Origin of the sequence: Collinsella sp. Sow4_D11 (genome assembly GCF_052116465.1) — a bacterium.
Taxonomy (GTDB): Bacteria; Actinomycetota; Coriobacteriia; order Coriobacteriales; family Coriobacteriaceae; genus Collinsella.
Map to the genome: position 1 here is coordinate 100,340 of NZ_JBQKLA010000001.1, position 22,039 is coordinate 122,378.

A 22,039-nucleotide genomic window follows, 5' to 3' on the forward strand; every position below is an offset into this window, starting at 1 on the left:
CGTTAGTCGTCGAAATTGGGTCTTCCTGTTACAGATTGAGATGTTTGAAGCGGTGAGCTTACAGGCCGAACCTGGGGCCCTTGTTGTTGCCCTTGAGGTCGGCGGTGTCCACTCGTAGGGCGTGCGTTACGCAATTGTTTCGAAACGGGCGGGAAACACAATGGGCCGGCGATGCTTCTAGTATGCCTATTCAACTGACTGTCTAAATATCTAGGGGAGGATCGCGATGCAGGCAGATTCCGCTCAGCAGCAGGGCCTTTATCGCCCCGAATTCGACCACGATGCATGTGGCATCGGCGCGCTTGCCGATATCAACGGTGAGCGCCACCACCAGATTCTGGACGATGCGCTGTCCATTCTGGTCAACCTGGAGCACCGCGGTGGCACGGGACTCGAGAAGAATACCGGCGACGGCGCCGGCATCCTGTTCCAGGTTCCGCATCACTTTTTCCGCAAAGAGGCTCAAAAGTGCGGCCAGATTCTGCCGGCAGAGGGCGACTATGGCGTGGCCATGCTGTTCTTCCCGCAAGACGACAAGGGCGTAGAGGATGCCCGCCGCGTGTTTGAGGAAGGCTGTGCCGAGGCCGGCGTGCCGCTGCTCTTTTGGCGCGAGGTGCCGGTCGACCCTCACGATCTGGGCGAGACGGCCCGCGCCTGCATGCCCACCATCCTGCAGGCCTTCCTGGGCCGTCCGGACGACACGCCCGCCGGCGATGCCTTTGAGCGTCGCCTGTACGTGTGCCGCCGTACCATCGAAAAGAAGGCCGACGCCGAGTTTGCCCTGCGCGACAAGATCTTCTATGTGTGCTCCATGAGCTCGCGCACCATCGTGTACAAGGGCATGCTGGTCGCCACGCAGATGCGCCGCTTCTTTATCGATCTCAACGACGCCGCCGTCAAGACGGCCGTGGCGCTCGTCCACTCGCGCTACTCCACCAATACCACGCCTAGCTGGGAGCGCGCACATCCCAACCGCTTTATTATCCACAACGGCGAGATCAACACCCTCAAGGGCAACGTCAACTGGATTCGCGCCCGTGAACCTAACCTGTACAGCCCCGTGCTGCAGCATGATCTTGAGCGTGTGATGCCCATCATCAACCGCGAGGGTTCCGACTCCGCGATTCTGGATAATGTGCTCGAGTTTTTGGTCATGAACGGCCGTCCGCTCACGCGTGCCGCGTCCATGTTGCTGCCCGAGCCTTGGGACCACAACGACAATCTGAGCGAGGAGCGTCGCGCCTACGATGCCTACCAGTCCATGCTCATGGAGCCCTGGGACGGCCCGGCGGCCATCGCCTTTACCGACGGCCGTACGCTGGGTGCCGCCCTTGACCGCAACGGCCTGCGCCCGGCTCGCTACTACGTGACGCGCGACGGCCGCTTTATGCTGGCAAGCGAGGTGGGCACCATCGAGGTGCGCCCCGAGAATATCCTGACAAGCGGTTGTTTGGGACCGGGCCAGATGCTCGAGGTCGATTTTGCCCGCGGCCGTGTGATCTACAATGACGAGCTGCGCGCCCGCTATGCCAAGGAAAAGCCCTACCGCGATTGGATTGCCGAGGAGACGCTGACCGTTGACGCGCTCGACAAGCCCGCCGCGGCAACGCCCGCCGAGGATGCCGAGGTGCCCGCCGCCGTGCGTATGGCCAAGCTCGGGTATCACTGGGATGATGTTGACGAGGTCGTGCGCCCCATGGCCCAGCAGGGCAAGGCCCCGCTCGCCTCGATGGGTATCGATGCGCCGCTGGCCTGCCTGTCCAAGAAGACACGCTCGTTCTTTGACTACTTCTATCAACTGTTCGCCCAGGTCACGAACCCGCCGATCGACGCCCTGCGCGAGCATATGGTCACCTCGACCACGCTCTACCTGGGCAACCACGGCAACCTGCTCGAGGACTCTCGTACGGCCTGCCAGCTGGTGCGTCTGGAGCGCCCGCTGCTGAGCGAGGAGGAGTTCGACCGCATTTGCGCGATTGACCGTGTTGGCTTTAAGACCCGCCGTTTCCGTGCCGTTTACCGCCGCGATGCCGGCGAGGGCGCGCTGCAGGCTGCGCTCAAGCAGCTTGCAGAGGACGTTGAGGCTGCGGTCCGCGACGGCGTGAACATCGTGGTGTTGAGCGATCGCGCCGGAGCGGACGAGGTACCCGTGCCGTCGCTGCTCGCCGTGGGCTGCGTGCACAACCACCTGATCCGCGCCGGCGTGCGTACCTTTGCCGACATCGTGGTGGAGTGTGGCGACGCCGTGTCTCCGCACGACTTTGCGGCGCTGGTGGGCTACTCCGCGAGCGGCATCTATCCGTACAACGCGCATGCGTGCATTCGCGACTTGGCGGCGCACGGCGATCTGGACGTGACAGCCGAGCAGGGCATCGCCAACTACAATAAGGCTGCGACCGCCGGCATCGTTTCCATCATGTCCAAGATGGGCATCTCCACGGTGCAGAGCTACCATTCGGCGCAGATCTTCGAGGCCGTGGGCTTTACGCCGGAGTTCGTCAACGCGTACTTCGCCGGCACGGTGAGCCGTGTGGGCGGTATGGGTGTCGAGGATGTTGAGCGCGAGCAAAACGAGCGCTACGACGCCGCGCTCGCTATCCTTAAGAGCCCGGCTCCCGATCAGCTGCCCACGCTGGGTCTGACCAAGTGGCGCCCGCTCAGCGGCGAGGATCACCTTATCGATCCGCAGACTGTCTACTTACTGCAGACCGCCTGTCGTGAGGACAGCTACGACACCTTTAAGGAGTACAGCGCCCGCCTGCACCGCACCGGCCGTGCCGTGCGCCTGCGTGACTTGCTCGACTTTAATGCCAACGGCCGCACGCCGGTTTCGCTCGACGAGGTGGAGCCCGCGCGCAACATCGTCCGCCGCTTTAACACCGGTGCCATGTCGTACGGTTCTATCAGCAAAGAGGCGCACGAGTGCATGGCCATCGCCATGAACCGCCTGCATGGACGCTCTAACTCGGGCGAGGGCGGCGAGGATCCGCGTCGCGAGACCCCGCTGGCTAACGGTGACTCCAAGAACTCCGCCATCAAGCAGGTGGCAAGTGCGCGCTTTGGCGTAACGAGCCGCTACCTGTGCAGCGCCTTCGAGATTCAGATCAAGATGGCCCAGGGCGCCAAGCCCGGCGAGGGTGGCCACCTGCCCGGCAAGAAGGTCTACCCCTGGATCGCCGAGGTCCGTCAGTCCACGCCCGGCATCGGCCTGATCTCGCCTCCGCCGCACCACGACATCTACTCCATCGAGGACCTGGCAGAGCTGATCTTTGATCTTAAGAACGCCAACCCCGGTGCGCGCGTGTCGGTCAAGCTGGTCAGCGAGGCCGGCGTCGGCACCATCGCCACCGGTGTGGCCAAGGGTGCCGCCGACAAGATCTTGATCAGCGGCCACAATGGCGGCTCGGGTGCCGCGGCGCGCGATTCCATTTGGCACGCCGGCCTGCCGCTGGAGCTCGGCCTTGCCGAGGCTCAGCAGACGTTGCTGCAAAACGGCCTGCGCTCCCGCGTGGTGCTCGAGGCCGACGGCAAGCTCATGGACGGCACCGATGTTGCCGTCGCCTGCCTGCTGGGCGCCGAGGAGTTTGGCTTTGCGACCATGCCGCTCATCTCCATGGGCTGCCTCATGCAGCGCGACTGCCAGCAGGACACCTGCCCGGCCGGCATCGCCACGCAAAACTGTCGCCTGCGTCGCGGCTTCCGCGGCAAGCCCGAGCACGTTGAGCACTTTATGCTCTTTGTTGCCGAGCAGCTGCGTGAGGTCATGGCGAGCCTGGGCTTCCGCACCGTCGACGAGATGGTCGGCCATCCCGAGTGCCTGCGCCAGATCGAGGTACCGGGCAACCGCAAGGCCAACCTGCTTGATCTGTCGCCCGTGCTGGCGAGCGCGACCTGCGAGTTCGGTGCCCATATCCCGGGCGCCGACGGTCGCCACTTCCTGCCGCAGATGGCTGCGGACAGCGAGCTCGACAAGACGCTCGACTCCACGTTGTTCGTGCCCTATACGGCCGATGCCCGTGCGCACCTGCGCCCGATTCGGTTCCGCGCCGATATCGCCAACGTCAACCGTTGCGTGGGCACCATCCTGGGCAATGCGGTGACCAAGGCGCATCCCGAGGGCCTGCCCGCCGGCTCCATCACCATCGATTGCGATGGTTCGGCCGGTCAGAGCTTTGGCGCCTTTCTGCCGCGCGGCATTACGCTCAACGTGTGCGGCGACGCCAACGACTACTTTGGCAAGGGCCTTTCGGGCGGCGAGGTGTCGGTGCGCCCCAACCCGCATGCGACCTACAAGTTCGACGAGAACATCATCGTGGGCAACGTGGCGTTCTTTGGCGCCACGAGCGGCCGCGGCTTTATTAACGGCCTGGCAGGCCAGCGCTTTGGCGTGCGTAACTCCGGTGCCACCGTGGTGGTCGAGGGCTGCGGCAACCATGGCTGCGAGTACATGACGGGCGGCCTGGCGCTCATCTTGGGCGAGGTCGGGCAGAACTTCGCCGCCGGTATGACGGGTGGCGTGGCCTATGTCTTTGACCAGTACGGCACGCTCGAGGCCCGTGTGAACCACGAGAGCGTGGAACTCAAGGCCCCGACGGCTGGCGAGCTGGCGCAGATTCGCGCGCTCATCCAGGAACACGTGGACGCGACGCAGAGCCCGCGCGGCATTAAGCTGCTCTACAGCTTCGAGACGATGAGCAAGCACTTTGTGAAGGTCATTCCGACCGAGTACGAGCGCGTGCTGGCGATTGTCGCTGCGGCCGAGGCCGTGGGCAAGACGCATGCGCAGGCCGAGGAGTTGGCGTTTGACATCGTGACCGGCCGCGCGAGCAACGCGGATGTCGCTCGCTTTGATGTCGCGGGCGGTGCTGCGCCCGTGGCTGTCAGCTCTGTTGCTTCGACCAAGAAGGAGGCGTAAGTGCCATGGGTAAGCCCGGTGCTTTTCTTGATATCGATCGCGTGGCCCACGAGCTGCGCCCCGTGGAGGAGCGCAGCCGCGATTTCGATCCGCTGTACGTGGAGCTCGACGACGATGCGCGCCGCGCCCAGGCGAGCCGCTGCATGATGTGCGGTGTGGCGTTTTGCCAGATGGGTGCGAGCTTTGGCAAGGCGCGTCCGAGTGGCTGTCCGCTGCACAACCTGATTCCCGAGTGGAACGAGCTGGTGTATCGCGGTCGCTGGGACGAGGCGGCCGAGCGCCTGTCGCTCACCTCGCCCATGCCCGAGTTTACGAGCCGCGTGTGCCCGGCACTGTGCGAGGCTGCGTGCAACCTGGGTTCGGTCGACGGCCAGCCCACAACGATTCACGATAACGAGCGCGCGATCAGCGACCACGAATGGGCAAACGGCGGCCCGCGTCGCTTTGAGCCGGCAGGGGAGGACGCGCCCTCGGTCGCCGTGGTTGGTTCCGGCCCGGCTGGCCTGGTGGCTGCATGGGAACTTGCGCGTCGCGGTGCCCGCGTGACGGTGTTTGAGCGCGACGACCGCCCAGGCGGTCTGCTCATGTACGGCATTCCCAACATGAAGCTCGAGAAGTCCGTGGTCGAGCGCCGCGTGGCGCTCATGCGCGAGCTGGGCATTGTCTTTGAGCTGGGTACTGACGTTACGAACCCTGCGGTGGCGGCCAAGCTCAATGGTTTTGACGCCGTTGTGGTGGCTGCCGGTGCTCGTACGCCCCGCGGTCTTTTGGCTACGAATGTGGATGCCCCGGGCGTGGTGTATGCCGTGGACTACCTGACGGCTTCGACCGTCTCGGTGCTCGATGGCGGTGAGCCCGCGGTGAACGCGCGCGGCCTGGACGTTGTGGTCATTGGCGGCGGCGATACCGGCAACGACTGCGTGGGTACCGCGGTGCGCCAGGGTGCACGCAGTGTGCGTCAGTTTGAGTTCTTGCCGGCCGCACCCGATAAGCGTGCGGCGAGCAATTCCTGGCCGCAGTGGCCCAACGTTAAGAAGACCGACTACGGTCAGCAGGAGGCTATCGCTGCCATGGGCGGCGAGATGCGTGCTTGGGGCGTGGATACGCTCGAGGTATTGCTGGACAAGAAGGGCGCTGCCGCGGGCCTGCGCGTGGTCGATCTGGACTGGTCGGCCGGCAAGCCCGAACGCATTGCGGGCTCCGAGCACGAGGTGCCGGCCCAGCTGGTGCTGATCGCCTGTGGCTTTACGGGTCCGGAGCACGGCGTGTTCGACGCTGTTGGCGTGCCTATTGCCACGGCGGGCCGTCCGTTGCCCGTGATGGCCTCCGAGGACTCGCATCTTGCGGCTCGCGTGGATGGCGTTGCTGCGGATGCCGCGGCGGTGTATGTGGCCGGCGATGCCCGCAACGGCAGCTCGCTCGTGGTGAGTGCCATGGCCGATGCCCTCGCCTGCGCAGCCGAGGTCGCCGAGGCGCTGGGGCTGTAAGACAATCACGGAGTTACTCAACAATCGAATCGGCAAGGGCTGTCCCCAACGGCCGGCATATAAGGAACGTCCCCAAGTGCCGGCAGCTGGGGACGTTCCTTACGTGCCGGCATCCGGGGACACTCCTTGCGGGCCTGCGAGCGTTTTGCTCGTTTGCCGACGTTTGGCTGCCTACCCGTTGGCGTTTGCGCTCGTTGTGCTCTGCTGTTTATGTGGCGGCTTTAGTTGTTTGCGGACAGCGGCGCGGGTGATTCGTCTAGTTCTACCCGCGATTTTGTGGCAATTTGTATAATCTGCAAGTATCCCGTCAAGTGCTTGGTCAGCATCTGGTTTGCAGCCCGATGCCCATTTCGCCCGTGATGGCGGCGACCACCCGCCCTCCTCGTAAGCTCAAATTGAGGTTTATCAGTTTGAGGAGGATGCCATGGCTGATCATGTTTTGGACCGGGGACGTCTGGCCGAGGCCGTCGGTGACGATATTGCCGGCATGGCCCAGTTTTGGATGCTGCGCAAGTTTCAGTTTTTGGAGGCGGCGCGTACACAGTTCGAAGTGATAGTCGATCCATGGCTCAGCTATTGCGAGGAGCCCTCGCAAAATGAAATCATGGCCTATAACATGGCATTTACCGATTGGCTGCTGTTCGAGCGTCCCTATTACCATGGCAAGACGCTGCTTGAGCTGTATGTTGACGAGCCGCCGGCGTCGCTTTCGCCCGTCTCGCTCAGACGGCTCGAGCAGGTGCGCGACACGCACTATTTCTCGCGCTTTGGCATTTTGGATAAGGATCCCGCGACCGGTATGGTCGCGCTGCGTGACACGCGTACCGACCGTCGCTTTGACGTCTACGATCCGCATATCGTGCAAAAGGAACACTGGCGCGATGGCGCGATTGCGGTGCGCCTCGCGTGCGTCGACGACGTCTGGCTGACGGCGGGGCAGCTCTACCTCTACGACATTGCGCGCCTGAGCGATACGGCGGTCGACGGGCCTGGCGCGGTGCATCCTGAGGACCTAGAAGATGGCTTCGATACCTCGTGTATCAGCTTCTTCTTACGGCTGGTTCGCGACATCATGGGTGCCCAGGGGCGATACGTAAAGTCACTCAACATCTACAAACAGGAATGGGAGTAGGGGATGGGCATCTGCCGCCTGCCTTGCCTTCTGCCTTTATATCTCGATCTGTAACGTTTAGGGACAAAAAACCGGTCTACCCGTTACAGATCGAGACGACTGCTTGGGCGTTGCTGGTTTGTCTAAATCTGTAACGTTTAGGGGTCTGGAGAACGTCTAACTGTTACAGATTGAGACGTTTGGCACCCGGCAGGGGGGATGTCTCGATCTGTAACATCTGCAGGTCAAAACTCGATCCAACTGTTACAGATTGAGACGTTTGGCACCTAGCTGGGGAAATGTCTCAATCTGTAACATCTACAGGCCAAAATTCGACCTAACTGTTACAGATCGAGACAAAGGTTGGCCGCGGTGCCGAACAATCTAAATCTGTAACAACTAGAGGCTCAAAGACTGTCTTCCTGTTACAGATCAAGACATTTGTCAGCGGAGGCAACGGTGACGATGGTCCATTTGTCTGACGTGGTGGTGATGAAAGTGTCTAATACCGTTTTCAAACACAAACATGCAGCACGTAGCACCTTGGCGCGGAATAGGATGCTCGCCAGGCTCACGGAGGCGGCTGAACAAGGCGTGCTGCTTGCGACGCACGACAATGCCGAGCTCATGTGGCTGCGGCGCCATGTGGGCACAGACGATATTGCGGAGCCCGAATCGCACCTATTCTGTTTTCAGCATGAATGGGATGCGTTGACGCCGCCGGAGCGGGCTCGGCGGACCATCAAGGGGCTTGCGGAGTTTCATCCCGATTGGGCGTTTTGGGGGTATGACGCCGCGCTGATATGGGGTCTGGAGGTGCCGAATGATCTGCTCGGGCCGCGTTACTTGGTCAAGACGGGTTGTTCGGTGGCGTTGAGTACGGGATATAGGCTGCTGCGTCCGCAGGCGGCGGGTGCGCTTGAGCGCGTCGACGGCGTGCGAGTGACGCCGTTTTGGCGCACGGTGGAGGATTGTCTGCTGCGTGCGCCGTTTTCATATGGTCTGGCGATTGCCGATTCTGCGCTGCGGGCGAAGGGCATATCGCGCGTCGACCTCTGCGAACGGCTCCAGGCCGATTGCGAGGGCAGACGCGGGTATCGCAGAGCTCAGGTGATTGCGTCGCATGCGGACGGGCTGTCCGAAAACGGTGGCGAGTCTCGGTTCCGGGCGTTCTTTATTGCATACGGTTTTCCGGTGCCAGAGTTGCAGGTGGAGTTTCGCGATCCGCTCGATTCGAGCCAGGTGTTTCGAGTCGATTATTTCTGGAGGCTCGAGGACGGGACGTGCATGATTGGCGAGCTCGACGGAAGAGAAAAGTATACCCTGCAGGATGGTGGGGATCGGGAGTCGGTCGATCCGTTCGTAGCAGAGCGTCAGCGGGAATCTCATCTGACAATGCTCGGGCACAAGGTGCTGAGGTTCACGTTTGATGAGCTCAAGAACCCGGGGAAGCTGGCTGAAAAGATGAGGCTGGCGGGTATTTCGCAGCGGGCCGATTTGGCTGAGGGATGGAAGCGTCAGTGGTATGGGCGCTGAGGGATACGACTAATGCGGATGTGGTTGTTCCTGTCGAGTTTGTCTCGATCTGTAACAACAAGGGGCCGTTTGGCCTCGTAACTGTTACAGATCGAGACAGAAGGTTGGCTGCCGCTAAAAGATCTAAATCTGTAACATCTATAGGCCGAAAACCTGTCTACATGTTACAGATTTAGATGTTTGACGACAGGGCTGGAGAATATCTCGATCTGTAACATCTAACGGCCAAAAATCGACCCAACTGTTACAGATTGAGACAAAGGTTGGCCGCGGTGCCGAAAGATCTCGATCTGTAACATCTAACGGCCAAAATTCGACCCAACTGTTACAGATTGAGACAAAGGCTGGACGCGGTGCCGAAAGATCTCGATCTGTAACATCTGGCTGCTAAAACCTGGTCTACCTGTTACAAATCAAGACGTTTTGCTGGAACGGCCGGAGCATTGCCGTGCTGTCTCCGTTTGCCCTCACATCTCTCTCGTCCCTCCGCTAACCGATATGTTCGACTTTAGTTTGCTGCAATAGGTGATAATGGACAAATGTTCAAGTTAATCGTGAGGGAGGAGCTCGATATGGCGTCTGCCGATCGTTCCACGTTGTTTATCAATGCGACCGTCCTGGATGGTTCGGAGCATATGGAGCCGCAGCCCGACATGGCCGTGGCCGTTGAGCGCGGTGTCATCACGTGGATGGGGCCGAGCGCTGTTGCGCAGGCGCCTGCAGGTGCCGAGGTCCTCGACCTGGCCGGGGCGTATCTCATGCCGGGCCTCATCAATATGCATGTGCATCTGTGCGGCTCGGGCAAGCCGGTTTCGGCGGGCGATGCGGGCGCGCTGATGAAGAAGCTCGATAATCCCGTGGGGCGCGCCATCGTGCGCCATATTCTTAAGGGCAGCGCCCAACAACAACTGGCAAGTGGCGTGACCACGGTGCGCGGCGCGGGCGACCCGCTGTTTGCCGATCTGGCCGTGCGCGATGCTATCGCCGCCGGCAAGTATCAGGGTCCGCGTTTGGTGGCGCCGGGAACGGGCGTCACGGTGCCGGGTGGCCACGGCGCGGGCTTGTTCGCCCAGGTGGCCAACAGTCCCTCCGAGGCGGCCGAACAGGTGCGCGACCTGTATGCGCGCGGTGCCGACGTCATTAAACTGTTCGTAACGGGCGGTGTGTTCGATGCGACCGAGGTGGGCGATCCGGGCGTGCTGCGTATGCCGGTGGAGGTTGCCGCAGCGGCGTGCAAGGCAGCACACGATATGGGCCTTCCGGTTATGGCTCATGTCGAGAGCACCGAGGGCGTGAAGGCCGCGCTCGAGGCCGGCGTCGATACGATCGAGCACGGCGCTCCGTTGACGCCCGAGATCCTGGAGCTGTACCGCGGCGCCGCGGGAACTCAGCTCGAGGGGCGTGCGCCGAGTGTGACCTGCACGATCAGCCCCGCGCTGCCGTTTGTGCTGCTCGATCCGGAGAAGACTCATTCGACTGACACGCAAAAGAAGAACGGCGATATCGTGTGCTCGGGCATTATCGAGAGCGCTCGTGCGGCGCTGGAAGCCGGTATCAAGGTAGGTTTGGGTACGGATTCGAGCTGCCCGTTCGTGACCCAGTACGACATGTGGCGCGAGGTGGCCTATTTTGCCAAGTACGTGGGCGTGAGCAATGCGTTTGCGCTGCATACGGCTACGCAGGTCAATGCTGAGCTGCTGGGGCTGGGCGGCGAGACCGGTGCGATCGAGTGCGGCAAGGCTGCCGATATCCTGGTGACGCGCGAGAACCCGCTCGATGACCTGTGCGCTCTGCGCGAGCCGATGCACGTGATGTGTCGTGGCGATCTGGTGCGCAAGCTCAAGGTGAGGCGTATTCCCGAGGTGGACGCCGAGCTCGACACGATTATGGCCATGCCAGCCGAGGCGCTTGCCGAGGAGCTTGCCCGCGACGGCGTGGCGTAGGTGTGACGGGGGCGGGCCCTTTGTCGCATTCAAAAAAGCCGAGGTCCCAGTGCGAGGCCTCGGCTTTTATTTTGTCCTGCGGCATGGCGGCTACGAGCGCGTCTCCATCTTGGCGTGGCACTTGGGGCAGGTGACGCGGATCTTGCCTTTGCCCTTGGGGACGGAGAGCATCTGGCCGCAGTTGGGGCACTTGAGGTATGCCGTGGTCTTGCGACCCTTCCACATCTTCTTGGCCGTGCGCTTGGCACGCTCAAAGTCTTCCTTACTGGTGCCGGCCGCGCGTGAGGTGCTGGCCGCTGCAGCGCCGCCACCCAAGCTGGCGACAAACTTGCCCAAGCCGGGGACCTTAGCCGAGCCGGCGACAAAGGCCTCGTTCTCCTTGCGACGTGCGTCGATGTTTTTGGACAGGCCGCGCAGCACGCCGATCACGATGACGGCGATGGCGATCCAACTGAGCCACTGGACGCGGGCCATCGATCCGATCATCGCGATGACGATGCCGGTAAAACCCATCACGATGGTGAGCTCGTCGGCGCCATTGCGGCCCTTCATAAAGTCATTCATGCAAATTGCCTTTCGTTCGATATGCCGCACGCCTTTATACCCGATTTAGAGCAAGGGGGACAGGTTAATCTGCACCAATGTGGTGCAAACATACCCGTCCTCGGAACATCAAGACGGTGCAAAGTGGTCTGTCCTCAATGCGCCGATTACTTAGAGAGCTTGTCGACGACGCGTTCGATCTCGGCGAGCTTCGCGGCTTTGAGGTCTTCGTCGCCCGATTCGATTGCCGAAGTCACGCAGCCCTCGATATGCGCCTTGAGCACGTCGGCGTTAATGCGCGCGAGGAGTGCCTGTGTGGCCATGAGCTGCGTGGAAATATCGACGCAGTAGCGGTCCTCCTCGACCATCCGCAGGATGCCGTCGATCTGGCCGCGCGCCGTCTTGAGCATACGGTTCACCGATTTGTGGTCTGCCATCATGGCGGGTCCTCGTTTCTGGTCGATGGGGTCGAATGCTTCTGGTAGCAGCTAGGCTGCGGTCACGGACAGGGCGTGGAACTTCTCGCCGGCGCTCTCGACGGCGGCAGCGAGCTGCTCAGCGGCCACGGTGTCGGCGCACTCCACCTGTACCGTCTGAGTCTCGTGATCGGCATCGGCGTCGGTCACGCCGGTAACGTTGAGCAGTGCCGTCTCGACAGTAGCGTCGCAGTGGCCACACATAAGGCCGGAAGTCTTAATTGTGTAACGCATGGGTATTCCTCTCTGTTATGTTGGCTTTCCCAGGCACCCGACCTTGACCTTCAAGCCGTCGCTCGCGTACCAAAGTACGCGTCGCTCCTCTTTCAGGTCAATCTCGGGCACCTGGAAAACCCGTTCTAAGTGGACGTAATGGTGAGCCTATTTTGCCACTTTAGGCTTAAAGGATTTCAGGCGCAGAGCATTGGACACGACGCACACGCTCGACAGGCTCATCGCCGCGGCGCCAAACATCGGCGAGAGCTGCCATCCGGTGAGCGGGAAGAACACACCCGCCGCGAGCGGAATGCCGATGCCGTTGTAGAACAGCGCCCAGAACAGGTCTTGCTTGATGTTGCGAATCGTGGCGCGCGAAAGCTCGATGGCGCGGGCGACGTCCATGAGGTCGCTGCGCATGAGCACCACATCTGCCCCTTCCTTGGCGATGTCGGCGCCGGTGCCGATAGCAAGGCCCACGTCGGCGCGCGCCAGGGCGGGGGAGTCGTTGATGCCGTCGCCCACCATGGCGACCTTGCCGCCCGCATCCTGCAGTTCGCGCACGTGGCGTTCCTTGTCGGCGGGAAGCACATCGGCAATGACCTGCTTGCTGCTCAGTCCCACGCGGCGGGCGATTGCTTCGGCAGTGACGCGGTTGTCGCCGGTGAGCATGTGCACGTCGACGCCGAGCGAACGCATTACAGCGATGGCCTCGGCGCTCGTCTCCTTGACCTCGTCAGCTACGGCAATGGTGCCGACAAGCTCGCCGTTCTTGGCAAAGAACAACGGTGTCTTGCCCTCGGCGGCAAATCGCTCCGCAAGTCCTGAGGGCACGGTGATACCCAACTCGCCCATTAAGCGAACGTTACCGGCAGCGATGGCGTTTTGTCCCTCGCGCGCCGTAACGCCTCGTCCAGGCACGGCGGCAAAGTCCTCGACCATGCGCGCCACGATTCCGCGCGCCTCGCACTCGGTCATAATCGCCTCGGCCAGCGGATGCTCGCTCGAGCGCTCCAGCGCGGCAGCGAGCTTCAGTAACGCCTTTTCACTCATGGCGGGCGAGCCGTCGGTGCGCGTGGCTACCACGATATCGGTCACGGCAGGTTTGCCGCGGGTGACCGTGCCCGTCTTATCGAGCACCACGGTACCCACGCTGCGCAGGTTCTCCAGCGCCTCGGCGCTCTTAAACAGAATGCCCATCTCGGCACCCTTGCCGGTGCCTACCATAATGGCGACGGGCGTGGCTAGGCCGAGCGCGCACGGACAGCTGATCACCAGCACGGCCACGGCGGAGGTGAGTGCCTCGTTTATGCTGCCGGTCAGTGCCATCCACACCGCCAAGGTCACGGCCGAGATCACGAACACCACGGGCACGAACACGCCGGCGACCTTGTCGGCCATGCGGGCGATGGGCGCCTTGGTGGCGTTGGCGTCCTCGACGAGCTGGATGATCTTGGCGAGTGATGTCTCGGCACCAACCCGCGTGGCGCGGAAGGTAAACGATCCGGTGCGGTTGACCGTGGCGGCGTTGACGGTGTCGCCGGCGGTCTTTTCCACGGGGATGGACTCGCCGGTGAGCGCGCTCTCGTCCACGGCCGAGCTACCCTCGAGCACCACGCCATCGACGGGGATTGACTCGCCGGGGCGCACGCGCAGGACCTGGCCGGGAAGGATGTTATCGACGTCGACGGTGGTTTCGCTGCCGTCGTCGGCAACGACGGTCGCGGTTTTAGGCGCCAGATCGATGAGCGCCTCGATGGCGCCGCCGGTTTTGGACTTACTGCGCGTCTCGAGGTATTTGCCCACGGTGACGAGCGACAGAATCGTGCCCGCGCTCTCAAAATACAGATTGTCCATGCCTGTCATCATGGCCTCGTGCACCTGCCCCGTGGCCAGCTGGTCGGCCATGATGAACATGGCATAGAGCGACCAGGCAATGGAAGCGGTGGCGCCCACGGCAATAAGGGCATCCATGGTGGGTGCGCCGTGCGCGAGCGATTTAAACCCGTTGATAAAGTACGTGTCGTTGACGTAGACGATGGGGATGAGCAGGACAAGCTCGGTGAGGGCGAGCGTCATGCTGTGGATATGGTCGGTGAAAATGCCGGGCAGCGGCCAGCCGAGCATGTGTCCCATGCCTATGTAGAACAGTGGGATGAGGAAGACGATCGAGACGATGAGGCGGGTGCGCATGGCAGAGGCGGCGGCCTCCAACTTTTTGGTGGGCGACTCCATATGGGCGGCGCCGGACCTGGCTTGCGCGCTGCCGTTTGAGCCGGCGGCACCGGTGCCCGTGCTGACGGGTGAGGCCGAGTAGCCCGCGCGGTCGACGGCGGTGCAGATATCGTCGGGGGAGACCTGCGCGGGGTCGTAGTCGACCATCATGGAACCGGCGAGTAGGTTGACCGCGACGCTTTGGACGCCGTCGAGCTTGCTCACGGCACGGTCCACGTGCGCCTGGCAGGCGGCGCATGTCATGCCGCCTACGTCGAACTTATCTTGAGCCATGGCTTCTCCTTTCTGTGGTTCGGTGTTGGAATTGTTAACCTCTCGATACTATACACCCATACCCCCTGGGGGTGTATGGCAAAAGTTGAAATGTATGACATTCCGATACGGGGGTCGACTGCCAAGTTAGCGCACCATCCTCGCCCTTCGTCTCAATCTGTAACATCTAGGCCTGATTTTGCCGAGTTACTGTTACAGATTGAGACAAACAATTCGGCGGTTGCTTAACATCTCGATCTGTAACATCTGGCAGGGAAAATGACCTCTATCTGTTACAGATCGAGATGTTGTTTTGCGAGGTTTTGGTTTGTCTCGATTCGTAACGTGTAGACCTGGTTTTGCCTCGTAACTGTTACAGATTGAGACAATTGGCCCAGACCCACCCCGTCCGCCCCGTCATCTGTGGTTTACGTGGGGACATACGGAGTACGGGTATACTAACCCGCGGCGAATCTGCTCCATCGCTTAGAGCTGCTGCGTCTGGACGGCGCGTGATATGGCTGCCAAAGCGATCGCCAGCGTGCTGAGCAACGTCCTCTCTGTGCGCACCCGTTTTTGTATGTACTAGCGCACTACCAAGCACGCCCGCGCGGCCGCATGCCGTGCCCCTTGCGCGTGCAGATAAGGAACAACAACATATGCGTAATTCTGTATCCGACGTCACCGACGCCGAGATCCTGGACGAGACCCGCGAGGCCATGGCCCAGGCTGCCTTCGATGCGGCCGACGAGGCCAGCGCCGCCGAGACCGTCGAGTCCGCTACCGAGAACCTGCCCGCCTTTGACGAGCTGGGTCTTTCGGACGAGATACTTCGTGCCATCGAGAACCTGGGTTACACGGCACCGACGCCCGTGCAGGCCGGCTCGATCCCCGTGGTGCTCGAGGGCCGCGACCTGCTTGCCGCCGCTCAGACCGGCACCGGCAAGACGGCCGCCTTTTTGCTGCCGACCATGAACAATCTGGAGCACATCGCTCCTCCCAAACCTGTGCGCGAGCGCGGTGGCCGTAACCGTCGTCGCGGTGCTAAAAAGCCCGAGGGCAACGGCCGCGGCCCCGTGATGCTCGTCATCACCCCTACGCGCGAGCTCGCCCAGCAAATCGACGAGGTCGCGAGCAAGATCGCCGACGTCACCGGCCATGTTGCCGTGACCGTTGTGGGCGGCGTGAGCTACAAGCCGCAGACCGCTGCCCTCAAGTACGGCTGCGACATCCTGGTCGCAACGCCGGGCCGTCTGGTCGATCTGATCGAGCAGGGTGCCTGCCACCTGAACGAGGTCAAGGTGCTGGTGCTCGACGAAGCCGATCGCATGCTCGACATGGGCTTTTTGCCCGCCGTTCGCCGTATTGTGCGCGAGACGCCGGCCGAGCGCCAGACGCTGCTGTTCTCGGCGACCCTCGACGAGGAGGCCGTGGGCGAGATCACCGACCTAGTGAGCGACCCGGCCCGCGTGGAGATCGCGCCCGCCACGTCGACCGCCGACACCGTCGACCAGTTTGTGTTCCCGGTGTCCATCGAGGCCAAGAACAACCTGCTGCCCGAGTTCCTCAAAAAGGAAGGCCCGGAGCGCACCATCGTCTTTATGCGCACCAAGCACCGTGCCGACAGCTGCTGCCGTCGTCTGGAGCGCAAGGGCATCAAGGCTGCCGCGATTCATGGCAACCGCAGCCAGGCCCAGCGCGAGCGCGCACTTTCGGCCTTCCGCGACGGTACCGTCGACGTGCTGGTGGCAACCGACGTGCTCGCCCGCGGCATCGACATCAGCGACGTGCGCTACGTCGTGAACTTTGACGTGCCGGCCGAGCCGACCGACTACATCCACCGTATTGGCCGTACGGGCCGCGCCGGCGAGCTGGGCTGGGCCATCACGTTTGTGACCGAGCAGGACGTGGATGAGTTCTACGAGATCGAGAAGCTCATGGACAAGACTGCCGACATCTACGAGGCCGGCGACTTGCACGTGGGCCCCAATCCGCCCGCGGTTGATCCCGAGCGCGACCCTGCGGCCTTTAAGGTGAAGAAGAAGACCAAGCGCGGTAAGTCCAAGAGCAAGAAGAAGCTTGAGCAGGCGCGTCGCGACGGCAAGCGCAACGGCGACGATTACGGCGATGTGGCCGGTCGTTCCAACCGCGGTCGCGATGAGCGTCGCGGCGACAGCGAGCGCCCGAGCCGTCCCAAGCGCGGCGGCAAGACCCGCGTGCGCGAGGGCGTTCAGGCTCGCGTGGACGAGGCCGTGGAGAGCGTGGCCCGCGAGGTGGCTGCCGAGGAGCGTGCCGGTGCTGGTGCCGTCGAGCCGGCCCCGCGCGGCAACCGTGCCGAGCGTCGTGCCAAGCAGTTCCAGGGCGAGGCACATCGCCGTCGCCGCGAGGACGAGGACCGCGGCGGTCGTCGCCGTGTTGAGCGCGAGGACGAGGGCCGCGGTTCGCGCGGCGGCAAGCGCGGCGCGGGCGACCGCCGTCGTTCCGGTCGTGATGACGAGCGCGGTGGCCGCGGCGGCGAGTCCCGTGGCGGCAAGCGCTTTGAAGAGCGCGGCGGCCGCGGCGGTGAGCGTCGCGAGGATGCTCGCGGCAATGGCGGCCGCAGTGGTGCCGGCCGTTCTGGCGAGTCGCGCGATCGTCGCGATCCGCGTGCCAGTCGAGATCGTCGCGATGATTGGCGCAACTACGACGATACCCGCGAAGAGCGTCGCGGCGGCCACCGTGGCGGTCGCGGCGGCAACCAGGCCGGCTCCCGTGGTGGCCGTGCCGGCGGTCGCGATAACCGTGGCAGCTATGGCAACAGCCGTGGCGGCAAGCGCAGCGGCAGCTCCCGTCGTCCCGGCGACGGCGGCGGCAAGCGCAAGTAACATACGCGTCGCGCGGTAAGGCGACACGAGTTTGGGCCTCGAGCAGACTATGCTCGGGGCCCTTTTAGTGGGCTCAGTATTAGGTGGGGCGAGTCTTCTTCGTGGAAACGCGCGGAGACGGTCGTGGCAAGAGATACGGACTATCGACCTAGTTGGAGATTCGCGTATGAGGGGGCCGACATCAACGCAGGGCATGAGGTTTTCTGCTGACGCGCCGCGGCTGCGGTGCCCGGGCGGACACGCCGGGGATTTCGCCCGCTGCCTGGCGCCCTTGCCGCCATCCGGCTTTCGCGCTCGCATTCTTTTGGATGCGGGCGTGTTTTTCGTGGCGCGCACGGGTCCCCCGGGGCGCGCCGTGCATTTTCGGGAGTTTTCAGCAAGCCGGGGTGACTGCATACGCGCCGGAATCGTCTTTCTGAGCCAGCGGGATCCTTCGGCAGGCGATTTGGGTTGGCTGACGGCGTCCGGCGCGGCGATAACGCGCGTTTCGCGTCGCGCCGTGCCCCAAAACGACGCCAATCGCGCGGCGTCCACGATTCGCGGCACCGCCTGCGGGGGCCGCGATGCTGAAAACTCCGGTTTTTGCACGGTACAAGCGGGGGTACGTTGGGACGAGAAGGGGTGCCCCCGTCTTTTTATGCATAGCATAAGCGAAATTATGCAAGACAATAGGGCGCCATGCGCCGGATACCCAGCCTGGGCGCGCCATACGCCGACGCTTAGGCCCTCGATATCTCGGACATCATCACGCTCTAAATACTAACTCAGCAACATAATAATCCGTCTTTTCTCCGTCCCCATGGGGCCGGTTGTGGTATTCTATCTGGCGGGTATAACTTAGGAATACCAAGTAATACCAACGCCGCAGAAACAAACTCCAGATGCGGGCCAATCGGGTTGCCTTCACAGCCCGTCGCCCAGCCGCGTGGCCCGCATCTATCCGCACTACCGTTGTTTCAAAAAGGAAGCGCCATGGCAGAACACATGACCCCGGTTGTCGCGAAGGTCTTGCCCGAGGAAAAGGCGGCCTTCGCGGCGGCAACCCAGCTCGTGGGCACCACGCCGTCCAACGCCATCCGCATGTTTATCGCCGCGTTCAATCGCTGCGGCACCTTCCCGTTCGACATTTCGCCCAGCGGGGCCTTTGGCACTGCACCCGATTCTCATCAACAATGACTGTCCCAAACTGCCGGTACTTGGGGACGTTCATTTTCTGCCGGCAGTTAAGGAACGTCCCCAAGTACCGGGTTTTGAGGAGGCTGGCATGCTCAATGCGATAGCGTGGGCGCTCGCCTGTTTTGGCGTCGTCGCTGTCGATATTGCCCTGAGCGTCGTTTTGTTCTCCGCCCTTGGCGTCGCATCGGTGTTCATGGGTTTTTCGATCGATGACCTCGACATTCAATTGCTTCAGGCCGCCGCTCAGACGGCGTCGTTTTTGATGGCGCTGCTGTGGTGGCGTTATCTGTGGCCGCGCTCGTTTATGGCGCGTTCGCAAAGCGAGCATCCGCTCGGCGGGGGAGCGCGTGGGGCGTGGAAACGCATCGCCTGCGTTATCGTGATCGGTCTTGCCCTGCAGGTGGTCGTTAGCTACGTGACCGACGCCGTGCTGTCGCTGTTGCCCGATGCCGCGGCCGACTACAGCGAGCTTGTCGAGGAAACGGGCATGGGCGATACCAGTCCTCTTGCCGTCCTGACCACGGTGCTCGGCGCGCCGTTTTGCGAAGAGCTCCTGGTGCGCGGTGTTATCTTTGAGTTTTCGCTGCGTGCGTTTAATCCCCAGTGCCGTCCGCTCTGGAAGCGCCGGCGTCGTGCGAGTGCGCAAGACGGCGCCATAGTGCCCTGGGCGGCCCCAAGCACGTGGGGTGTCGCCGCGGCGATTGTGCTGCAGGCGGCAATCTTCGGTTTTATGCACATGAATTGGGTGCAGGGTTGCTACGCGGGTGCCGCCGCCCTCATCTTTGGTTGGTTGCTCGTGACGACCGGAAAGCTCCGCTACACGATCCTGCTGCACTTTGCCTTTAATGCCGGGTCGTATCTCATGGGCCTGCTCTGGTTTGTGAACACGCCGCTCGACGTGGTAATTACGGTCGCTATCGCCGGCGTCATCCTCGTTGAGGCAATGCGCTCGCTGTGCCACGCGTGTGGGATGGATGCAGCGAGCGCACTGCTGCCTTAGTTGCGGCGACCGCCTCCGTTGGCGCCCTGACGCCCCTGAGCCGCACGGTTGCGCCCGGCGGTGTTCTGTGCGCGCGACATGCCGCTGTGCCCTTTGCTGCCCTTGGGTCCCTTGGCTCCAGCGCCGCCAGCGCCACCGTGGCCCTTGCCGCCCTTCTTGCCGGTGCCATGTCCTCCGCCGGCAGATGTCTCGCCCGGGCGTGGCGGCACGGGGCGGATCAGGCAATGCTTGGTGTAGCCGATCAAATCGCGACGCCCGGCTTTCTCTAGCGCCTCGCGCACGAGCTTGTAGTTCTCGGGCTTGCGATACTGGATGAGCGCGCGTTGCATGGCCTTCTCGTGCGGGTCGCGCGCCACATAGATCGGCTCCATGGTGCGCGGGTCCACGCCGGTGTAGTACATGCACGTCGACATGGTGGACGGCGTGGGGTAGAAGTCCTGCACCTGCTCGGGCATGTAGCCCATGTCTCGCACGGCCTCGGCAAGGTCCACGGCTTCCTTCATCGTCGATCCGGGGTGGCTCGAGATCAGATACGGCACCACGTACTGCTTGAGTCCGTACTCGCGGTTCAAGCGTTCAAATTTACGGCAGAATGCGTCGTAGACGGCTCGGCTCGGTTTGCCCATCACGGACAGCACCGCGTCGCTCACGTGCTCGGGTGCTACGCGCAGCTGGCCCGAGACGTGGTGCTCTAGCAGCTCGCGCAAAAACTCGTCCGAGGCATCGGCCATGGTGTAGTCGAAGCGGATGCCGCTGCGGACAAAGACCTTCTTGACGCCCGGCAGCTGGCGCAGGTCGCGCAGCAGCTGGGTGTAGCCGCTCTCGTCGACCACCATGTTCTTGCACACGCTCGGCCACAGGCATCGCTTGTTCTTGCATACGCCGTGCTTGAGCTGCTTGTCGCAGGCGGGACGGCTAAAGTTGGCCGTCGGCCCGCCCACGTCGTTGATATAGCCCTTAAACTCGGGATCGCGCGTGAGCAGCTCGGCCTCGCGCATGATCGAGTCGTGGCTGCGCATCTGCAGCACGCGACCCTGGTGGAAGGTGAGCGCGCAAAACGAGCACTCGCCAAAACAGCCGCGGTTGGAGCTAATGGAAAACTTGATCTCGGCAAAGGCCGGCACGCCGCCCGCCGCGTCGTAATCGGGATGCCAATCGCGTGCGTAGGGGAGTTCGGCCACCTCGTCCATCTCGTCGGTGGTGAGCGTCGCCGACGGCGGGTTCTGCACCACATAGACGCTGTTGGGGTAGGGCTCTACCAGGCGATGTCCGGTGATGGGGTCCATATTCTGCTGCTGCACGTTAAAGCTGCGCGCGTAGTTGAGCTTGTCGGCGGTAAGGTCGTCCCAACTGGGCAGCAGGTCGTAGTCGTAGACCTCGTCGAGCGAACCCGTGCGGTAGACGGTGCCGTTGATATAGGTGATCTGATCGACGGGCAGTCCCGCGTCGAGCGCGTCGGCGATCTCGACAATCGCGTGCTCGCCCATGCCGTAGATGAGGATGTCGGCGCCCGAGTCGAGCAGTACCGAGCGCTTGAGCTTGTCCTGCCAGTAGTCGTAGTGGGCCAAGCGACGCAGGCTTGCCTCGATGCCGCCGATGATGATGGGGGCGTCCTTGAATGTCTGGCGGATGAGGTTGCCGTAGACCGTGACGGCACGGTTGGGGCGGTGCCCCTCCTCGCCACCGGGGGTATAGGCGTCGGTGTGGCGGCGGTGCTTGGTCACCGAATAGTGGTTGACCATGGAGTCCATGTTGCCGGCGCTGACGAGAAAGCCCAGGCGCGGCTCGCCGAGCACGGTGATGCTGGCGGGGTCGGTCCAGTCGGGTTGGCAGATGATGCCCACCTTGTAGCCGTGCGCGTCGAGGACGCGGCTGATGATGGCCATGCCAAAGCTGGGATGGTCCACGTAGGCGTCGCCGCAGATGTAGACAAAGTCGCACTGGTCCCAGCCGCGCGCATCCATGTCGGCGCGGCTGACGGGGAGGAACTTATCGCGGCCCGGGCGCCAGGGGCGGACAGGCGCTGCCGGGGCATGCGCGGGGCGCGAGCCCTGGGCTTTGCTTCCACGCTTTTGCTGCTGGCCGCGTTGGGCATGCTTGCCGTGCTGGTTGTGCTGAGCGTCCTGGGGCTTTTTTGCCACGATTCCTCCCGGTGTTTGTATGCTGCACGTAATTGTAACCAGTCTTTTTGGGACGGGGCTAAAAAGACTGGTGGAGTACACGAGGTGTCGTGTGTCGATGCCGCGCCCGCCGTTTGTTTCCAGACGGTGTATCTGCGCGTTGGG

13 protein-coding genes are annotated in these 22,039 nt (G+C 62.7%); 8 read left to right on the plus strand and 5 right to left on the minus strand.

Annotated elements, in window-relative coordinates; translation table 11 throughout:
• The first annotated feature begins 226 nt into the window (after nt 1–226).
• From gltB to ACTQ40_RS00515, 5 genes are all read left to right on the plus strand, one after another.
• A complete protein-coding gene (gene gltB, locus ACTQ40_RS00495; protein ID WP_441563071.1) occupies nt 227–4,915 on the plus strand; it encodes a glutamate synthase large subunit in 4,689 nt (1,562 codons plus the stop codon).
• Between the two features lie 5 nt (nt 4,916–4,920).
• Nucleotides 4,921–6,402, plus strand: a complete 1,482-nt coding sequence (locus ACTQ40_RS00500) for a glutamate synthase subunit beta (RefSeq protein ID WP_441563072.1) — start codon at nt 4,921–4,923, stop codon at nt 6,400–6,402.
• Between the two features lie 424 nt (nt 6,403–6,826).
• The gene (locus ACTQ40_RS00505; protein ID WP_441563073.1) at nt 6,827–7,534 is read left to right on the plus strand and encodes a hypothetical protein; all 708 of its coding nucleotides are present in this window, start codon (nt 6,827–6,829) and stop codon (nt 7,532–7,534) included.
• Between the two features lie 453 nt (nt 7,535–7,987).
• A complete protein-coding gene (locus ACTQ40_RS00510) occupies nt 7,988–9,049 on the plus strand; it encodes a hypothetical protein (protein ID WP_441563074.1) in 1,062 nt (353 codons plus the stop codon).
• 539 nt (nt 9,050–9,588) lie between these two features.
• Nucleotides 9,589–10,992 (plus strand): amidohydrolase family protein, encoded by a 1,404-nt coding sequence (locus ACTQ40_RS00515; protein ID WP_441563075.1) that lies wholly within the window; start codon nt 9,589–9,591, stop codon nt 10,990–10,992.
• Between the two features lie 90 nt (nt 10,993–11,082).
• Here the strand turns inward: ACTQ40_RS00515 and ACTQ40_RS00520 are convergent, their stop codons facing one another.
• The 4 genes from ACTQ40_RS00520 to ACTQ40_RS00535 form a co-directional block, all read right to left on the minus strand.
• Nucleotides 11,083–11,556 carry a hypothetical protein gene (locus ACTQ40_RS00520; protein WP_154515959.1) on the minus strand — a complete coding sequence of 158 codons (474 nt, stop codon included), beginning with the start codon at nt 11,554–11,556 and terminating at the stop codon, nt 11,083–11,085.
• A 146-nt stretch (nt 11,557–11,702) separates the two neighbouring features.
• A complete protein-coding gene (locus ACTQ40_RS00525; RefSeq protein WP_229778266.1) occupies nt 11,703–11,972 on the minus strand; it encodes a metal-sensing transcriptional repressor in 270 nt (89 codons plus the stop codon).
• Nucleotides 11,973–12,023: 51 nt separating this feature from the next.
• Nucleotides 12,024–12,245: a heavy-metal-associated domain-containing protein gene (locus ACTQ40_RS00530; protein WP_441563076.1), complete on the minus strand. Its 222-nt coding sequence runs from the start codon at nt 12,243–12,245 to the stop codon at nt 12,024–12,026.
• 147 nt (nt 12,246–12,392) lie between these two features.
• Nucleotides 12,393–14,735, minus strand: a complete 2,343-nt coding sequence (locus ACTQ40_RS00535) for a heavy metal translocating P-type ATPase (RefSeq protein ID WP_441563077.1) — start codon at nt 14,733–14,735, stop codon at nt 12,393–12,395.
• A 638-nt stretch (nt 14,736–15,373) separates the two neighbouring features.
• Here ACTQ40_RS00535 and ACTQ40_RS00540 point away from each other — a divergent pair.
• The 3 genes from ACTQ40_RS00540 to ACTQ40_RS00550 all read left to right on the plus strand — a co-directional run bounded on the left by ACTQ40_RS00540 (nt 15,374) and on the right by ACTQ40_RS00550 (nt 19,754).
• On the plus strand, nt 15,374–17,578 hold the full coding sequence (locus ACTQ40_RS00540) for a DEAD/DEAH box helicase (RefSeq protein ID WP_441563078.1): 2,205 nt from the start codon (nt 15,374–15,376) through the stop codon (nt 17,576–17,578).
• Nucleotides 17,579–18,550: 972 nt separating this feature from the next.
• Nucleotides 18,551–18,754 (plus strand): type II toxin-antitoxin system RelB/DinJ family antitoxin, encoded by a 204-nt coding sequence (locus ACTQ40_RS00545; protein ID WP_117647680.1) that lies wholly within the window; start codon nt 18,551–18,553, stop codon nt 18,752–18,754.
• An 88-nt stretch (nt 18,755–18,842) separates the two neighbouring features.
• Nucleotides 18,843–19,754 carry a CPBP family glutamic-type intramembrane protease gene (locus ACTQ40_RS00550; RefSeq protein WP_441563079.1) on the plus strand — a complete coding sequence of 304 codons (912 nt, stop codon included), beginning with the start codon at nt 18,843–18,845 and terminating at the stop codon, nt 19,752–19,754.
• On the opposite strand, the gene ACTQ40_RS00555 is transcribed toward ACTQ40_RS00550, so the two are convergent.
• Nucleotides 19,751–21,895 (minus strand): YgiQ family radical SAM protein, encoded by a 2,145-nt coding sequence (locus tag ACTQ40_RS00555; protein WP_441042080.1) that lies wholly within the window; start codon nt 21,893–21,895, stop codon nt 19,751–19,753. The two genes, ACTQ40_RS00550 and ACTQ40_RS00555, sit on opposite strands and share 4 nt — an antisense overlap.
• Between the last annotated feature and the right edge of the window lie 144 nt (nt 21,896–22,039).

Excerpts from the sequence above, each read along its gene's own strand:
- gltB (WP_441563071.1), top strand. The coding sequence starts at position 227 with ATGCAGGCAGATTCCGCTCAGCAGCAGGGCCTTTATCGCCCCGAATTC.
- ACTQ40_RS00540 (WP_441563078.1), top strand. The coding sequence starts at position 15,374 with ATGCGTAATTCTGTATCCGACGTCACCGACGCCGAGATCCTGGACGAG.
- ACTQ40_RS00545 (WP_117647680.1), top strand. The coding sequence starts at position 18,551 with ATGGCAGAACACATGACCCCGGTTGTCGCGAAGGTCTTGCCCGAGGAA.
- ACTQ40_RS00505 (WP_441563073.1), top strand. The coding sequence starts at position 6,827 with ATGGCTGATCATGTTTTGGACCGGGGACGTCTGGCCGAGGCCGTCGGT.
- ACTQ40_RS00535 (WP_441563077.1), bottom strand. The coding sequence starts at position 14,735 with ATGGCTCAAGATAAGTTCGACGTAGGCGGCATGACATGCGCCGCCTGC.
- ACTQ40_RS00500 (WP_441563072.1), top strand. The coding sequence starts at position 4,921 with ATGGGTAAGCCCGGTGCTTTTCTTGATATCGATCGCGTGGCCCACGAG.
- ACTQ40_RS00520 (WP_154515959.1), bottom strand. The coding sequence starts at position 11,556 with ATGAATGACTTTATGAAGGGCCGCAATGGCGCCGACGAGCTCACCATC.
- ACTQ40_RS00515 (WP_441563075.1), top strand. The coding sequence starts at position 9,589 with ATGTTCAAGTTAATCGTGAGGGAGGAGCTCGATATGGCGTCTGCCGAT.
- ACTQ40_RS00550 (WP_441563079.1), top strand. The coding sequence starts at position 18,843 with ATGCTCAATGCGATAGCGTGGGCGCTCGCCTGTTTTGGCGTCGTCGCT.
- ACTQ40_RS00530 (WP_441563076.1), bottom strand. The coding sequence starts at position 12,245 with ATGCGTTACACAATTAAGACTTCCGGCCTTATGTGTGGCCACTGCGAC.
- ACTQ40_RS00525 (WP_229778266.1), bottom strand. The coding sequence starts at position 11,972 with ATGGCAGACCACAAATCGGTGAACCGTATGCTCAAGACGGCGCGCGGC.